The organism is Lysinibacillus sp. GJ-1 (assembly GCF_021166035.1).
Taxonomy (GTDB): Bacteria; Bacillota; Bacilli; order Bacillales_A; family Planococcaceae; genus Lysinibacillus; species Lysinibacillus sphaericus.
Window position 1 is genome coordinate 3,252,368 of sequence record NZ_CP088912.1, and the last position, 15,482, is coordinate 3,267,849.

The 15,482-nt window shown below is 39.1% G+C and carries 11 protein-coding genes and 1 other annotated feature; of the genes, 1 reads left to right on the forward strand and 10 read right to left on the reverse strand.

Translation table 11 applies throughout. The annotated features are described in order from the left end of the window. Window positions 1–32: 32 nt before the first annotated feature. Together aspS and hisS are read right to left on the reverse strand one after the other, a co-directional pair. Window positions 33–1,802 carry an aspartate--tRNA ligase gene (aspS, locus tag LO754_RS16170; RefSeq protein ID WP_231784791.1) on the reverse strand — a complete coding sequence of 590 codons (1,770 nt, stop codon included), beginning with the start codon at window positions 1,800–1,802 and terminating at the stop codon, window positions 33–35. 28 nt (window positions 1,803–1,830) lie between these two features. Then, on the reverse strand, window positions 1,831–3,093 hold the full coding sequence (gene hisS, locus LO754_RS16175; protein ID WP_231784792.1) for a histidine--tRNA ligase: 1,263 nt from the start codon (window positions 3,091–3,093) through the stop codon (window positions 1,831–1,833). Between the two features lie 125 nt (window positions 3,094–3,218). Next, window positions 3,219–3,461: a binding site (T-box leader), on the reverse strand. A gap of 163 nt (window positions 3,462–3,624) precedes the next feature. Between hisS and LO754_RS16180 the strand changes: the two genes are divergently transcribed. Further along, window positions 3,625–5,205: an N-acetylmuramoyl-L-alanine amidase family protein gene (locus LO754_RS16180; protein WP_025220096.1), complete on the forward strand. Its 1,581-nt coding sequence runs from the start codon at window positions 3,625–3,627 to the stop codon at window positions 5,203–5,205. Window positions 5,206–5,259: 54 nt separating this feature from the next. Here LO754_RS16180 and LO754_RS16185 read toward each other — a convergent pair whose 3' ends face one another. The 8 genes from LO754_RS16185 to recJ form a co-directional block, all read right to left on the reverse strand. Continuing rightward, a complete protein-coding gene (locus LO754_RS16185) occupies window positions 5,260–5,469 on the reverse strand; it encodes a DUF2642 domain-containing protein (protein WP_108029843.1) in 210 nt (69 codons plus the stop codon). Between the two features lie 70 nt (window positions 5,470–5,539). Then, the gene (gene dtd / locus LO754_RS16190) at window positions 5,540–5,980 is read right to left on the reverse strand and encodes a D-aminoacyl-tRNA deacylase (protein WP_231784793.1); all 441 of its coding nucleotides are present in this window, start codon (window positions 5,978–5,980) and stop codon (window positions 5,540–5,542) included. Window positions 5,981–6,032: 52 nt separating this feature from the next. Then, on the reverse strand, window positions 6,033–8,228 hold the full coding sequence (locus LO754_RS16195; protein WP_024363150.1) for a RelA/SpoT family protein: 2,196 nt from the start codon (window positions 8,226–8,228) through the stop codon (window positions 6,033–6,035). 206 nt (window positions 8,229–8,434) lie between these two features. After that, window positions 8,435–9,349, reverse strand: coding sequence for a pseudouridine-5'-phosphate glycosidase (locus tag LO754_RS16200; protein WP_231784794.1), 915 nt, complete (start codon window positions 9,347–9,349; stop codon window positions 8,435–8,437). A gap of 4 nt (window positions 9,350–9,353) precedes the next feature. Next, window positions 9,354–10,445: a carbohydrate kinase gene (locus tag LO754_RS16205; protein WP_231784795.1), complete on the reverse strand. Its 1,092-nt coding sequence runs from the start codon at window positions 10,443–10,445 to the stop codon at window positions 9,354–9,356. Between the two features lie 195 nt (window positions 10,446–10,640). Beyond that, window positions 10,641–11,903 (reverse strand): MFS transporter, encoded by a 1,263-nt coding sequence (locus LO754_RS16210; protein WP_231784796.1) that lies wholly within the window; start codon window positions 11,901–11,903, stop codon window positions 10,641–10,643. A 708-nt stretch (window positions 11,904–12,611) separates the two neighbouring features. Further along, window positions 12,612–13,124 (reverse strand): adenine phosphoribosyltransferase, encoded by a 513-nt coding sequence (locus tag LO754_RS16215; protein ID WP_024363155.1) that lies wholly within the window; start codon window positions 13,122–13,124, stop codon window positions 12,612–12,614. A 14-nt stretch (window positions 13,125–13,138) separates the two neighbouring features. Next, a complete protein-coding gene (gene recJ, locus LO754_RS16220; protein ID WP_231784797.1) occupies window positions 13,139–15,478 on the reverse strand; it encodes a single-stranded-DNA-specific exonuclease RecJ in 2,340 nt (779 codons plus the stop codon). Between the last annotated feature and the right edge of the window lie 4 nt (window positions 15,479–15,482).

Sequence of the window (15,482 nt, forward strand, 5' to 3'; positions counted from 1 at the left end):
TTGTTAGAGAATCTAGGTATTCCGCATTGTTTTTATCTTTTAAAAGATTTAATCGCGAGGCTTAATTCGCTTAATTGCTCAGGAGATACTTCGCTTGGCGCATCCGTTAATAAGCAGCTTGCACTTGCCGTTTTCGGGAATGCAATTGTATCACGTAAATTCGTACGTCCTGCAAGTAGCATAACGAAACGGTCAAGACCAAATGCAAGACCTGCATGTGGAGGAACGCCGTATTCAAACGCTTCTAATAGGAAGCCGAATTGCGCTTGTGCTTCTTCTTTCGTGAAACCAAGTAGTTTAAACATTTTTTCTTGTAAATCACGCTCATAAATACGTAGTGAACCACCGCCAAGCTCATAACCGTTTAACACGATATCGTAAGCTTGTGCACGTACTGCAGCAGGATTTGTATCCATTAACTCGATATCTTCGTCAAATGGACGTGTGAATGGATGGTGGGCTGCATAATAACGACCATCTTCTTCAGAGTACTCAAATAATGGCCAGTCCGTAATCCATAAGAAGGCAAATTGAGATTCATCGATTAAGCCTAAATCTTGACCTAATTTTGTACGAAGAGCACCTAGAGATGCCGCCACTATAGGAGCTTTGTCAGCTACGAATACTAAAATATCACCAATTTCAGCACCCATGCGTTCAATTAAAGCAGCTGCTAACGCTTCATCGAAGAATTTTGCGATAGGTCCATTTAAACCTTCTTCTGTTACTTTCAACCAAGCAAGACCTTTTGCCCCGTAAATACCAACGAATTTTGTCAGCTCGTCCATATCTTTACGTGAATATTTATCAGCCGCACCTTTGATGTTAATACTTTTCACTTGCTTGCCTTGCGCTACTGTATCAGCAAACACCTTGAAATCACAGCCATCAAAAATATCATTTAATGCTACTAGCTCTAAACCGAAGCGAACATCTGGTTTATCTGAGCCATAGCGATCCATCGCTTCTTGGTACTTCATACGTTGGAACGGTGCAGGAATGTCGATGCCTTTTACATCTTTCATAACAGCTTGAATTAAACGTTCATTCATTTCCAAAATTTCTTCTTGTGTTAAGAAGCTTGTTTCAATGTCCACTTGAGTAAATTCAGGTTGACGGTCAGCACGTAGATCTTCGTCACGGAAACAACGAGCAATTTGGAAATACTTCTCAAAACCTGCTACCATTAATAATTGTTTAAATAGTTGTGGAGATTGCGGTAATGCATAAAACTCTCCCTCATGTACACGTGATGGTACTAGATAGTCACGAGCACCTTCTGGCGTTGATTTTGTTAAAATTGGCGTTTCTACTTCTAAGAAACCTTCATTTTGTAAAAAGTTACGAATTGTACGTGTTACGTCTGAGCGCATTTTGAACGTATCAAACATCACTGGACGACGTAAATCTAGATAACGATATTTTAATCGTAAATCTTCTGAAACGTCAGTGCGATCTTCAATTTGGAAAGGCGGCGTCTTTGCTGTATTAATAACGATTAGGCTTGTTGCTTCAACCTCGATTTTTCCGTTTGGCACATTTGGGTTGATTTGATCTTCTGCACGAAGAATAACTTTCCCTTCAACTTCGATTACGTATTCGCTACGCACTTTATCAGCTAAAGCATGTGCTTCTGCTACATCTGGGCTAAATACTACTTGTGTAATACCTGTACGGTCACGTAAGTCGATAAAGATTAATCCACCTAAATCGCGACGGCGTTGCACCCAACCTTTTAATACAACGTGTTCGCCTTGTAACGTTTCAGAAAGTTCGTTACTAGCATGAGTTCTTTTTGCCATTTTGTATTTCCTCCAACATCTATTTCATTTATTTAAGTAAGTAGTTCACTAATTCTGAGAAAGCGACTTTTTGTTGCTCCCCAGTTGCCATATGTTTGACTGTCGCTGCTTGTTCTTCCATTTCTGTTTCACCTAAGACGATTGTATATTGAGCACCTAATCGGTCTGCAGATTTCATTTGGGCTTTCATTTTGCGATCTAGGTAATCCATGTCGGTTGCAATACCTTTTGCACGGAATGAACTTGTTAGCTCTACTGCCTTTAGCTTCGCTTCAGCACCCATGGCAATCATGTAAACATCTAGAGCAGATTCTGTATCTAACTCCACTGCTTCAGCTTCAAGCGCTAATAGTAAACGCTCAATACTTAACGCAAAGCCTATACCTGGTACATTAGGACCGCCTATTTCCTCTACTAACCCATTGTAACGACCGCCACCACAAAGTGTTGTGATAGCACCAAAGCCATCAGCAGTAGACATAATTTCAAATGTTGTATGGTTATAGTAGTCAAGGCCACGTACTAAGTTTGGATCTACTTCATACGTAATTCCAAGTGTATCTAAATACGATTTAACTTGAGCAAAATATGCCGCTGAATCGTCTGTTAAAAAATCAGTTAATGCCGGTGCAGAAGCCATTAATGGATGCTCGCGGTCTACTTTACAATCTAAAATACGTAACGGATTTTTTTGCAAACGATTTTGGCAATCTGCACAAAACTCGTGAATATGTGGCTCAAAATGATTAATCAACGCTGTACGATGGGCATCACGTGTTTCTTTATCCCCAAGAGAGTTGATTACTAATTTTAAATTCTTTAAGCCTGTTGATTCATAGATGTCCATAGCTAGCGCAATGACTTCAGCATCAATTGCAGGATCCGCTGAGCCAATTGCTTCAACACCGAATTGCACAAATTGACGGTAACGACCAGCCTGTTGGCGTTCATAACGGAACATTGGTCCAATATAAGATAGCTTGACAGGCTGATCAGGTGCACCAAACATTTTATGTTCTACATAGGCACGTACAACGCCGGCTGTATTTTCAGGGCGCAATGTTAATGAACGACCCCCGCGGTCTTCAAATGTATACATTTCCTTTTGGACAACATCCGTTGTTTCACCAACACCGCGTGCAAATAAATCTGTTTGTTCAAAAATCGGTGTACGAATTTCGTTATATCGATAGACACGACATATATCACGAATAATCGATTCGACCTTTTGCCATTTTTCTGATTGACCTGGCAATATGTCTTGTGTTCCTCGTGGCACTTTAAAAGTCATGAAAATACCTCCTTTTCAATTGCTTATGAGCTAGCCTTCGTATGTAAAATACGAACATACTGTAGATAGACCGACCTTGTACAGAAGAAATTTAACAAAAAAAGCCCTCGTCACCTTGCATAATTGCAAGGGACGAGAGCTGTATATGCTTCCGCGGTTCCACCCTAGTTGACGCATAACGTATATTGCGTCCTCCTCATAATCGGGTAACGGCCGATTCCGTTTTTTCCTACTAAGTATTCCTTTTCAGAAAAAAGCCTCTCAAGTGTTATTCGCCTTATACATTTTTGTAGGAAAGATTGCAGCCTAAGTCTTTCCCTCTCTTTTCCAATAGAGGTATACGCTACTTGCTTGGTCATAAGCGGTTAATCATTTTTTGATTACCCTTTATGTTAGTCACAACATAAGGTAATGTCAACTGTTTTCTTGTTTTTCATCATACAGTTGTTAAAAAAACGATTTCTGTTACCTTTTTCCCTCGAATTTTAGCATAAAAACATGGTAAAATAGCACAAGAAAAGGAGGGGTTCGATGACGACAAAACTTATACATAAAACCATTATCTTTGTCTTATTATTAGCATTTATGATACCACATATCAGCGACAAAGAACTAGCGCTTGCCGATACAAGTGATTTAAAAGTAACTGGAACCATACTTCATTTACGCGAAGGACCTGGGCTCTCTTACCCCATTATTACCACATTAGAAGAAGGCGATTCATTAACATCTATCGGTCGCGAGGGAGACTGGATTCAAGTAAAAACAGGCGATTACGAAGGATGGGTAGCTTCATGGCTAACAGCATCCATAAATGAGCAACAAACAATAGATAAAACTGTTATTTCCCAAGTTGATCGTCTAAACATTCGTACGGAACCAGATATTGCGTCCCCTGTTCTTGGACAACTGTCAACAGGTAATCAAGCCACATTAATAACAGAACATGGTGAATGGGCGAAGATTAATTGGAATGGACTAATTGGTTGGGTATCTTCAGACTATGTGACGATTAATGAAAAAACGGAAAAAACAACAACTGAACCAGTAGTTGAAGTGTCTACAACAACCGAATCAAAAGGGACTACTTTTACGATTTTAGTCGATACGTTAAATGTCCGAAAAAAAGCTGATTTAACATCCAAAATTTTAGGGACTGTTTCCAAAGGACAATCTTTTAAGGTGCTTGCTCAAGAGCACAATTGGGTGCAAATTCAGTATAGTAATAAAAAAGCCGGTTGGGTTTATAGTTTCTATGGAACATTTTCAAATGCGGTAAAAACGACTTCGAAAACAACAACATCATCTTCTTCATCAACGCTTGAATCTGTCACAATTATTTATAATGGCACCAACTTACGCACAGATGCGACAACCACTGCGGAAGTTGTGCAACGTGTAGATGCAGGTGAAACTTTTCCCATTGTAGGTGCTAAAGATGATTTTTATGAAATTCAATTAGGCGATAAAACCGCTTTCGTTGCCAATTGGGTTGTGACCACTTCACAAAATAATGCAGCGACAAAAACAACTAACAAAACAAAGTCTGAGCCTCGAAAAAACGGGACTTTAAATGGACTAACAATTGTTGTAGACCCCGGGCATGGTGGTAATGACCATGGGACGACTGGACAGCGCGGTACTGATGAAAAAGACATTACTTTGAAAACGGCATCCCTGCTTGCTTCCAAGTTAAGTGCAGCAGGTGCAAATGTTGTCATGACACGTGAATCAGATGAATATGTTGCACTTCGCAAACGTGTGTCTATTGCTCACCAGCATGATGCAGACGCTTTTATCAGTATTCACTATGATGCGACTGACAATAGCTCAATTTCTGGCTTTACCTCCTATTATTTAAACAACAATCAAAAAGGGCTTGCTGAAGCCATACACAATGGGCTAGCTAGCAAAATCAACTTAAAAGATCGTGGTACACAACAAGGAAATTATTTAGTACTACGTGAAAATCGACAAAAAGCAGTGCTGATCGAACTCGGTTTTTTAAGTAATGCCAATGAAGAAAGAGTTATTACAACAGCTAAATTCCGAGAACAAGCCTCACTTGGCATTTATCAAGGCATTTTAGATTATTTTGATGCAAACGAGTAAAAAAAACCTTCATTTTCTAATTAAAGAAAATGAAGGTTTTTATATGTGATTTACTTATGTTATCGCTAATGTGACCCATACAATTTCCTCCATGCGAATAAAGAAGGGTGTGCGATTAATTTCGATAACGATATGGTCTGGTAATATGGAGGTCAACTTACCTTGCTGAATATTCTTCTTCGTTTGAACAACGATCATTTGGCCAATCATCAGTTTCAGTGTTTCATATAAATAAGGATTCGACATCCTTCCTATTTGCGTCATCGAAATTACACTTCCTTCCCACATTTAGCCATTCTTTTTAGTATATGAAGGAATGCTAGACAATGTACCTCTATTTTGACTCAAGTAGAATTGTAACAGGTCCATCATTTGTCAATGCCACATCCATCATAGCACCAAAAATTCCTGTCTCCACCTGTAGACCATAGCCTCGTAATGCATCATTAAATGCCTCCCACAAAGAGGCCGCTATTTCTGGTCTTGCCGCACTTGTAAAGCTTGGACGATTACCCTTTTTCGTATCTCCATACAATGTAAATTGAGACACTGATAGGATTGCCCCTCCATGCTCCAAAATAGAGTGATTCATTTTCCCTTCACTATCTTCCCACAAGCGTAGATTAGCGACTTTTTTTGCTAGATAGGCCACGTCTTCGGTTGTATCGTCATGTGTAATGCCTACAAGAAGCACATAGCCGCTATCAATAGCACCTGTTACTTCTCCTTGTACCGTAACAGATGCAGCCTTACTCCGCTGTAAAACTACTTTCATAATGTTAAACCCCTCAATCTATAAAAAATCTACACTATTCTTTTCTCAGCCTTTAGTTAATTACACGCTGCACAGAATATATATCAGGTGTTTGTTTTATACGTTCAACAACCTTATGCAAATGAGAAATATTTGAAATTGAAATCGTTAGGTGAATAGTGGCGATTTTATCACGATCAGCACGGCCGCTCACAGCTAAAATGTTCGTTTTCGTCTCGCTGACGATTTGCATAATTTCATTTAAAATACCAGGTCTATCAAAGGCAGATACCTCAATATCGACAGGATACTCTTTTTTCTCAGGTGTAAGCCCATTCTCCCATTCAACTTCGATAATACGTTCCTGCTCATCCTCAATTTGGATGTTTGGACAATCTGCACGGTGTACGGAAACACCTCGTCCTTTTGTAATAAAACCGACAATGTCATCACCCGGCACTGGTGTACAGCAACGAGACAATCGAATGAGCATATTGTCAATTCCTTTTACAATAACGCCAGACTCTGTGCGCTTTTGCGGAATTGGATTTTTCATTTTTTGCTCAATTTTTTCAAGTGCTTCTTCTTGTTCACGCTCTTTACGACGTTTTTCGGCTAAACGATTAACAACTTGTTGCGCTGTAATACCATTTACACCAACTGCGGCATATAAATCTTCTTCATTCGTGTAATTAAATTTATCGCAGACACGTTTTAAGTTTTCCGCTGACATTGTTTCTTTCATGTCGAAATCTTGCGCGCGTATTTCTTTTTCAATCATCTCTTTGCCTTTGATGATATTTTCTTCACGAAGATGACGCTTGAAAAATTGCTTAATTTTGTTTTTTGCTTGGGATGATTGAGCAATTTTTAGCCAGTCACGACTCGGGCCGAAAGATTGTTTTGATGTTAATATTTCAATAATATCACCCGTTTTTAATGGTGTATCGAGCGGCACCATCTTGCCATTAATTTTTGCACCGATTGTACGATTACCGACTTCTGAATGCACACGGTATGCGAAATCGATAGGTACAGAACCAGCTGGCAATTCTATTACATCCCCTTCTGGTGTAAACACGTACACCATATCAGAGAATAAATCGAATTTTAAAGATTCCATGAACTCCTCGGCATTTGAAGACTCGTTTTGGAATTCTAATATTTCTCTAAACCAAGTTAATTTTTGATCGACATTTTGTTTTTCAATATCAATCTTTTTACCTTCTTTATAAGCCCAGTGAGCTGCGATCCCGTATTCGGCAATTTTATGCATTTCTTTTGTACGGATTTGTACTTCTAGTGGATCACCGTATGGACCAATGACCGTTGTATGCAACGATTGATATAAGTTTTGCTTTGGCATTGCAATATAATCTTTAAAACGCCCAGGCATCGGCTTCCATAATGTATGCACAATACCTAACACTGCATAGCAATCTTTTATGCTATCAACTAAAACGCGAATGGCTAACAAATCATAAATTTCGTTAAATTGCTTTTTTTGAAGCACCATTTTACGATAGATGCTGTATATATGTTTCGGACGACCATAAATATCCGCATCGATTTCCACTTCAGAAAGTTGGGATTTCATTTCTCCCATAACATTGTCTAAATAAGCCTCACGTTCATCTCGCTTCTTCTTCATTAGACTGACAATACGGTAATATTGCTGTGGATTTAAATAACGTAGTGCAGTATCCTCCAGCTCCCATTTTACTGTCGAAATTCCTAGACGATGTGCAAGGGGAGCAAAAATTTCAAGCGTTTCTTTTGAAATACGGCGTTGTTTTTCAGCAGGTAAATGCTTTAAGGTACGCATATTGTGCAAACGATCCGCAAGCTTAATTAAGATAACACGAATATCCTGTGCCATAGCGACAAACATTTTACGGTGATTTTCCGCCTGCTGTGCTTCTTTCGATAAATATTTTATTTTCCCCAGCTTCGTCACACCATCAACGAGCATTGCTACTTCCTCGCCAAATTCACGGACTAGGTCATCACGTGTAAATTCCGTATCTTCGACAACATCGTGTAAAAAGCCTGCTGCCACAGTTTCTGGATCCATTTGTAATTCAGCTAAAATACCGGCAACTTGCACTGGGTGAATAATATACGGTTCACCAGAGCTACGGAATTGCTCAATATGCGCATCTCTTGCCAATTCATATGCTTTTTTCACGAATGCGACATTTTCCTCATTCATGTAGGATTTGACTAACTCAAAAACGTCCTCAGGAGTCAAAATTTGCTCTTTCGCCATAACATGTCCACCTTGCTCGTCAAATTTTTCAGATTAGATATAAACTTAATTGTATAAAAAATAGAGGGCGATTGTAAAGGGACTGTGTCATATAGTTTAGATAATATCGTGAACAAGTTTTATAAATGGAAAAAATATTCATTATTATAAATAAAAAGACCCTTTGCTAGGCTGATTTGCTTCGCAAAGAGTCTTTCATTTTCTTGTTAGTTTGCTTTGTTGTAAGCCACTGCAATTTTCGCACCAACTACTGCATTGTTTTTCACTAATGCGATATTGGCATCAAGGCTCTTACCTGCTGTTAACTCTTTTACTTTACCAAGTAAGAATGGTGTTACGTTTTTACCTTGGATACCATTTTCTTCAGCTTCTTGTAAAGCCTTTTCAATAATGCTTGTGATAAATTCATGCTCTAGTGCATCCGCTTCAGGGATAGGGTTTGCAATAACTGCGCCACCTTGTAAGCCTAAATCCCACTTAGCACGCAACATTGCTGCAACTTCTTCTGGTGTATCTAGTTTAAAGTTGACATCAAATCCGCTTTGGCGAGTGTAGAATGCTGGAAGCTCAGACGTGCCATATCCGACTACTGGTACACCTTTTGTTTCAAGATATTCTAATGTTAAACCGATATCTAAAATAGATTTCGCACCTGCACAAATAACAGCTACATTTGTTTGTGCTAATTCTTCTAAGTCTGCTGAAATATCCATTGTTGTTTCAGCACCACGGTGTACGCCTCCGATACCACCTGTAACGAAAATGTCAATACCTGCAAGCTCAGCGCAAATCATTGTTGCAGCAACTGTTGTCGCACCTAATTTTTTCGTAGCCAATAAATAGCCTAAATCGCGACGAGAAGTTTTTGCAACACCTTGTGCATTCCCAAACATTTCAAGTTCTTCGTCAGATAAACCGATTTTAATTTTCCCATCAATCAGCGCGATTGTTGCAGGCACCGCACCGTTATCACGAATAATTTGCTCTACTTCACGTGCCGTTTGTACGTTTTGAGGATATGGCATACCATGTGAAATGATTGTTGACTCTAATGCAACAATTGGTAGTCCTTGTGCTTGTCCAGCTTTTACTTCTTCTGATAATACGATGAATTCTTTCATGATGTTATTCCTCCATTTCACTTTTCAACAATTCTTCTGATAGTTCAGGTCTTACTGTATATGGGGATGCCAGTGTATTTTTGGCATTCGTTAAGCCTGCGTCTATGCAAACTTCAAACGATTGCCCCCTTAACCAACTATGAATGACAGCACTTACAAAAGCGTCACCCGCGCCCGTTACATCTTCAATTTTCTTTATTGCTTTCGCAGTAAAATGACGTGGTGGACTAGTGGTAGAGGCAGCATAGACTCCTTTGCTACCTGCCGTAATAATGACATGCTCTGCTCCTAATTGTAGAAGCTTTTGAATCGCTTTGTCATAGTTTGCCTCGGTATTGATTGTATGACCTACAATCGTCTCTGCTTCGTCCGTATTACATATAAACCACGTCACACCTTGCAATGTATCCGGTAATCGATTCATTTTGGGAGAAGATACAGGAACGATAACAAATGGAATAGCGCGCGCAATCGCGACTTGTTGGATATACACTACCGTTTCTTTCGGGCAATTTAAATCCATAATAAAGCAGCCAGCATTCATAAGCATTGCCTCGTATTTCTTTAACAAACTCGGCAACAATAAATCATAAACTTCCATATTTGCCACAGCTAATGCAAGCTCACCTTGCTCGTCCATAATCGCCGTATAAGAACCAGTTGAAGCATCTGGTAACTGCTCGACATAGCGCAAATTCATAAATGATTCTGATGCTTCTTGGATTACTTGCCAATCCGCATCTTTCCCTGCTGTCGTTAATAACGTCACCTGATGATTAAGTAGGCCTAAATTTTCCGCAATATTGCGTCCAACTCCACCTACACTGAATGAGGAACTAGCAGGATTCGAAGTGCCTAATTGAACAGTCCCTTTTACATGAAATTTGCGATCGAGATTGGCGCCACCGATACAAATAATTTCATTTTCCTCAGGTAAAATATAAGCACGGCCAACAATTTTCCCTTGCTTCGTTAAGCTCGACACTAAGTTCGCAAGTACTGGACGGGACAGATTCATCTTATCTGCCATCTCTTGCTGAGACATAAACGGATTTTTGCGAATTAAAGCCAGTACCGCTTGTTCTCTTTCATTCATAGCATCACCTTTTATTATATTTGTTTGTATTATAAACTTTTGTTTGAGCGAAGTCAAAACATTTCATACGATTTGTTTAACGCTCCCCATTTCTATATTATCCCTTTAAATGAAATGCACATATTTCCAATAAAAAATAGCACACTAGATTAATTTTCTAGCGTACTATTTGTCCGTTCCATATTGTTTATACTATTATGCTGTATCAGCATTATGCATGACATTCGGTACTTGTTTTTTTACAATGATGACAAACAAACCAGCGAAAACACAAAAAACGCCAGCCAAGAAAAATGCCCAAGTATAAGAATTGAAAAGTTTATAGATAAGACCTCCCCCATATGCTGCTACTGCTGCGCCTGCCTGATGGGAAGCGAATATCCAGCCATAAATAACTCCGCTTTTTTGGGTACCAAAAATTTGCCTTGAGATACTAACAGTTGGCGGTACAGTTGCAATCCAATCTAGTCCATAAAAGACAGTAAACATGATGAGCAATGGTAAAGAGCCTTGCACTAATGCATACGGCAGTAAAACTAAGGAAGCCCCCCGTAAAAGATAATACCAAAATAGTAACCAACGATTATCGAAGCGATCCGATAACCAGCCTGATAATGTTGTTCCTACTAGATTAAAAATTCCCATGAAGGATAGAAAAGATGCTGCTGTTACTAACGGAATACCGAAACTAATACAATACGATACAAAATGTGTACCTATTAAGCCACTAGTCGATAATCCACAAATAAAGAAACTACCAGCCAAAAGCCAAAATGCTTTCACTTTCACAGCCTCAAATAAACCATTAAAGGCAATAACGATTGGATTTTTCTTATTTTCTACTACATCTACCAATCGTTCTTCGTCAAGACCATATGCAAGAAGCCCCACATCCATCGGTTTATTTTTCATAAACAATGCAATAATCATTAACATGATCGAACTTAACACAATGATTAATGCAATTGCCCAACGCCATGAGTAATTTTCAATCATCATCGCTAAAATTGGTAGCAGTACTAATTGGCCTGTTGCAGTACTAGCTGTTAGTATTCCTAATGCAAGCCCTCTTCTTTTCTCAAACCAATGATTCGCCACAAAAGGACTTAATACTGTTAAAAAGAGACTAGCTCCTAAACCAATAATAAAGCCCCAAATTATCATTAATTGCCATGCTTGTTGCATCAACAATGTGAGCGAGATCCCTATGACTAATATTATCATCGCAGCTAACATCATTTTCTTTAATCCAATCACTTCAAGTAGTGCTGCCATAAATGAAATGCCATATAAAAAAAGGCTGATGGCAAAAGCCATTGCAATGATTGAACGATCCCAGCCAAACTCCTGTTCAAACGGACCAATAAAAACACCGGATGAAGATAAAGTAATACCCGCTACAATAATGGAGAAAAAAGTAATCGCTAAAACAAACCAGCTGTAATGAATACGTTTCATAAAGCCACCTACATTCTCAGATAATGTAACACTTTAAGGATATTTTCATATAAAATAAAAATACATGTATATACATATATAATAATAACTTGTTATTTTTTATGTCAAGAAATATTTTCCAATTAAGTGCTATAATATAAACAATTAAAAAACATAAAAGGAGAGCTTATTTGATGGAGAAAGTATACACAGACATTGACTATACTCAAATTTGCGTATGTACAAATCTTAGAAAGAAGACTAGAGTTGTAACGCAGTTATACGATAAAATTCTTGAACCTACTAATTTAAAAGTTACGCAATACGCTCTGTTAGCCAATATAGCAAAGCATTAGGCCGTTTCAGTTAGTCAACTAGGCATTATTCTTTCACTTGACCAGACGACAATAACCCGCAATGTCAATCTTTTGAAAAAAAATGGCTATGTGGCTATTACCCAAGATTCACAAGATGGCCGAACAAAAATTATCTCCCTAACTACTACAGGCCTGGAAAAACTAAATGAAGCAACACCTATTTGGAAAAACTTACAGGAAAAAATCATCCATGATATTGGATTCGAACAATATATAAATTTTTATGACACGCTCCAAAAAATACAAAAAGTAGTGAAATCCTACGAAAAAAGGTAGACTCGAATTGTGTTCAAATTGTTTGCGTGCCTGACACCAAAAAAGGCTGCCCACTTTGGGACAGCCTTTTTGGTTATTAATATTGAATTAAAGTTTTTACACTTAAATCGCCAAGTTTTGCACGGCCATTTAGTTCTTTTAGCTCGATTAGGAATGCACAGCCAACAACTTCTCCACCTAATTGTTGAATTAAGCGTACTGTTGCCTCGACTGTACCACCAGTAGCTAGTAAATCATCACAGATAAGTACTTTCTGACCTGGTTTGATGGCATCTTTATGCATTGTTAAAGTATCTTTACCATACTCTAAACCGTAATCTGCACTAATGACTTCACGTGGCAATTTTCCTGGTTTACGAACTGGCGCAAAGCCAATTTCAAGCGCATAGGCAACTGGGCAACCGATAATGAAACCACGTGCTTCAGGACCTACAATAATTTCTGCGCCTACTTCCTTAGCATAAGCTACGATTTGATCTGTTGCATATTTGTAAGCTGGACCGTTATCCATAATTGTTGTAATATCCTTGAAGCTGATGCCTTCTTTTGGCCAGTTCTCGACTGTTGTCACGTATTGCTTTAAATCCATAGTTCTTGCTCCTCCTACGAAACTGTATTCGCATATAAATTTAATCGTTCATCAAACCATTGCTTTAACTCTATATATGGCGCATAGACAAGTTTTTGCTCTATTTCAATCTGTTCAGAACGTTGTTTGTAAGACGGTGCCTCAGTTAATGCCGTTTTTGGCGCATTCACGTTGACAGTCGTCAGTCCACTCTCCATTCTAACAAAATTAAGCTCAAAAAACACCTGTGTCATAAATTTTAATGCTTCTAATGACCAACCAGTATGTTTGGCTAAATCCGGTAAATGCATGTCTAGTGGGAATGCAGGACGTTGCTTTAAAAATTTATAGTACCACGCAAACTGCTCACGTGTAGGTATGCCATTAAAGTACTGGGAATCTGGCATATAGAAATGGGCATAAATACGTGTAGGTGCTGTTTTGCTTAACACATTTTCTAATAATTGAACATTGTGCGGTAAATCTAGCAACACAATATAATCTGTTTGCTCTACATTGGACAGCTCAGCATCTACTAACTGAATTGACACACCAAGCAATGAATGATAATAGCTGATTGTCTCAGGACGAAACGCCAAAAAGACCGCTTCCTCTTTTGGTACCGTGTGTAACCATCGAGATGTTTGGCGTATGCCACGAATATCGAATAATTGCCACTCTGTCGTTTGAACATCTTCAATCATAAACTGAGGCTTTTTACGTCCTTGCCATTCATTAATTTGAAGATCGCCAGTAAACGACACTTTAATACCGTAAGTCAGCTCATGGTATAAATGACCTTTGTTAAATCCTACACTATCCAATTTTTCAAGACCGTCAGTTAATTCCATTTTAATGTGATTTTCTGCAGCACCAATTTTTCGCATCGATGCGATTTCCACATCCTCAAGTACATATACTGGCTTTGGAAAATCAGTGCCAAATGGACCGAGCATGGCAATTTCTTCAATAGCATCTGCGGAAATCTCATCAATTTTAAGTGGTATATCAATAGAAAGAACTGGCGTTAATTGCTCTTCGGTTAAACAAGCTCTTGCTTGCGCATCCAAGCGTGCGCGCAGTTCATCAACGTGCTCTAATGGCAATGTCATCCCCGCTGCCATCGGATGCCCGCCAAAATGCGGTAAAATATCTCTATTTTTCGCCAATTCATTGTATAAATGGAACCCTTCAATACTACGGGCTGACCCCTTTGCTGTCCCTTTCTCAAAATCTAGTGACAGTACAATTGTTGGACGATAATAAAGTTCAACAAGTCTAGATGCGACAATCCCTACAACACCAGCATTCCAGCCTTCCCCTGCAACAACTAACACAAGAGAATCACCAATTTTCTTATCTGCTTCAATGAAGGCAATCGCTTCATCGGTAATACTTTTCACAATATCTTTACGTTCTGCATTACATCCATTTAGTTGTTTGGCTAATGCTGTCGCCTTTGCTGTATCCTCTGCCATGAGCAACTCAACAGCTGGCGATGCTTCACCTAGACGCCCAACTGCATTTAAGCGCGGCCCAAAGTAAAAGCCGATTGTTTCCTCATTAATTGTAGCTTGTTCCGCACTTGCCACCTCACATAACGCTTGAATCCATGGACTAAGTGAACGACGCATTTCCTCAATGCCACGCTTTACAAGATAACGATTTTCATCCACTAACGGAACTAAATCTGCAACCGTACCAATTGCTACAAATTCAAATAAATGGGTTGGCAGCTCACCATAAAGGGCATGTGCTAATTTAAACGCCACGCCAACACCTGCTAACTCACCAAATGGATAATGTCCTTCAGGTACACGCGGATGTAAAATGATATCTGCTTGCGGTAACTCCTCCCCTGGCTCATGGTGATCTGTCACGATGACATCCATTCCAAGTTCTTTGGCCACTCGGATTGGCTCAATCCCAGAGATACCGTTATCAACCGTTAGTATTAATTGAACGCCCTCTTCATGAGCTTCACGAAATAATGCTTCACTCGGACCATAGCCATGTAAAAAGCGATTCGGTATTTTAAAGGACACATCTGCGCCAAGGTCTAGTAAGACATGGAGCATTACCGTCGTACTTGTTACACCATCCGCGTCATAGTCTCCGTACACTAATATTTTCTCGTTATTTTCAAGCGCTTGTTGAATGCGCGCTACCGCTTCTGCCATACCATGCATTAAAAATGGGTCGTGAATATTTGCTTCTGTCATATTTAATAAGCTTTCTGCATCAGCTGATGTTGTACAGCCTCGTGCTGCTAAAATTTTTGCCGCAATAGCAGAAAGTTGTAAGTCATTTTGTAATGTTTGGACAAGTTGTGCGTCTGGACGCTCGACCTGCCATCTTTTTTTCGATAAAATCATTTTC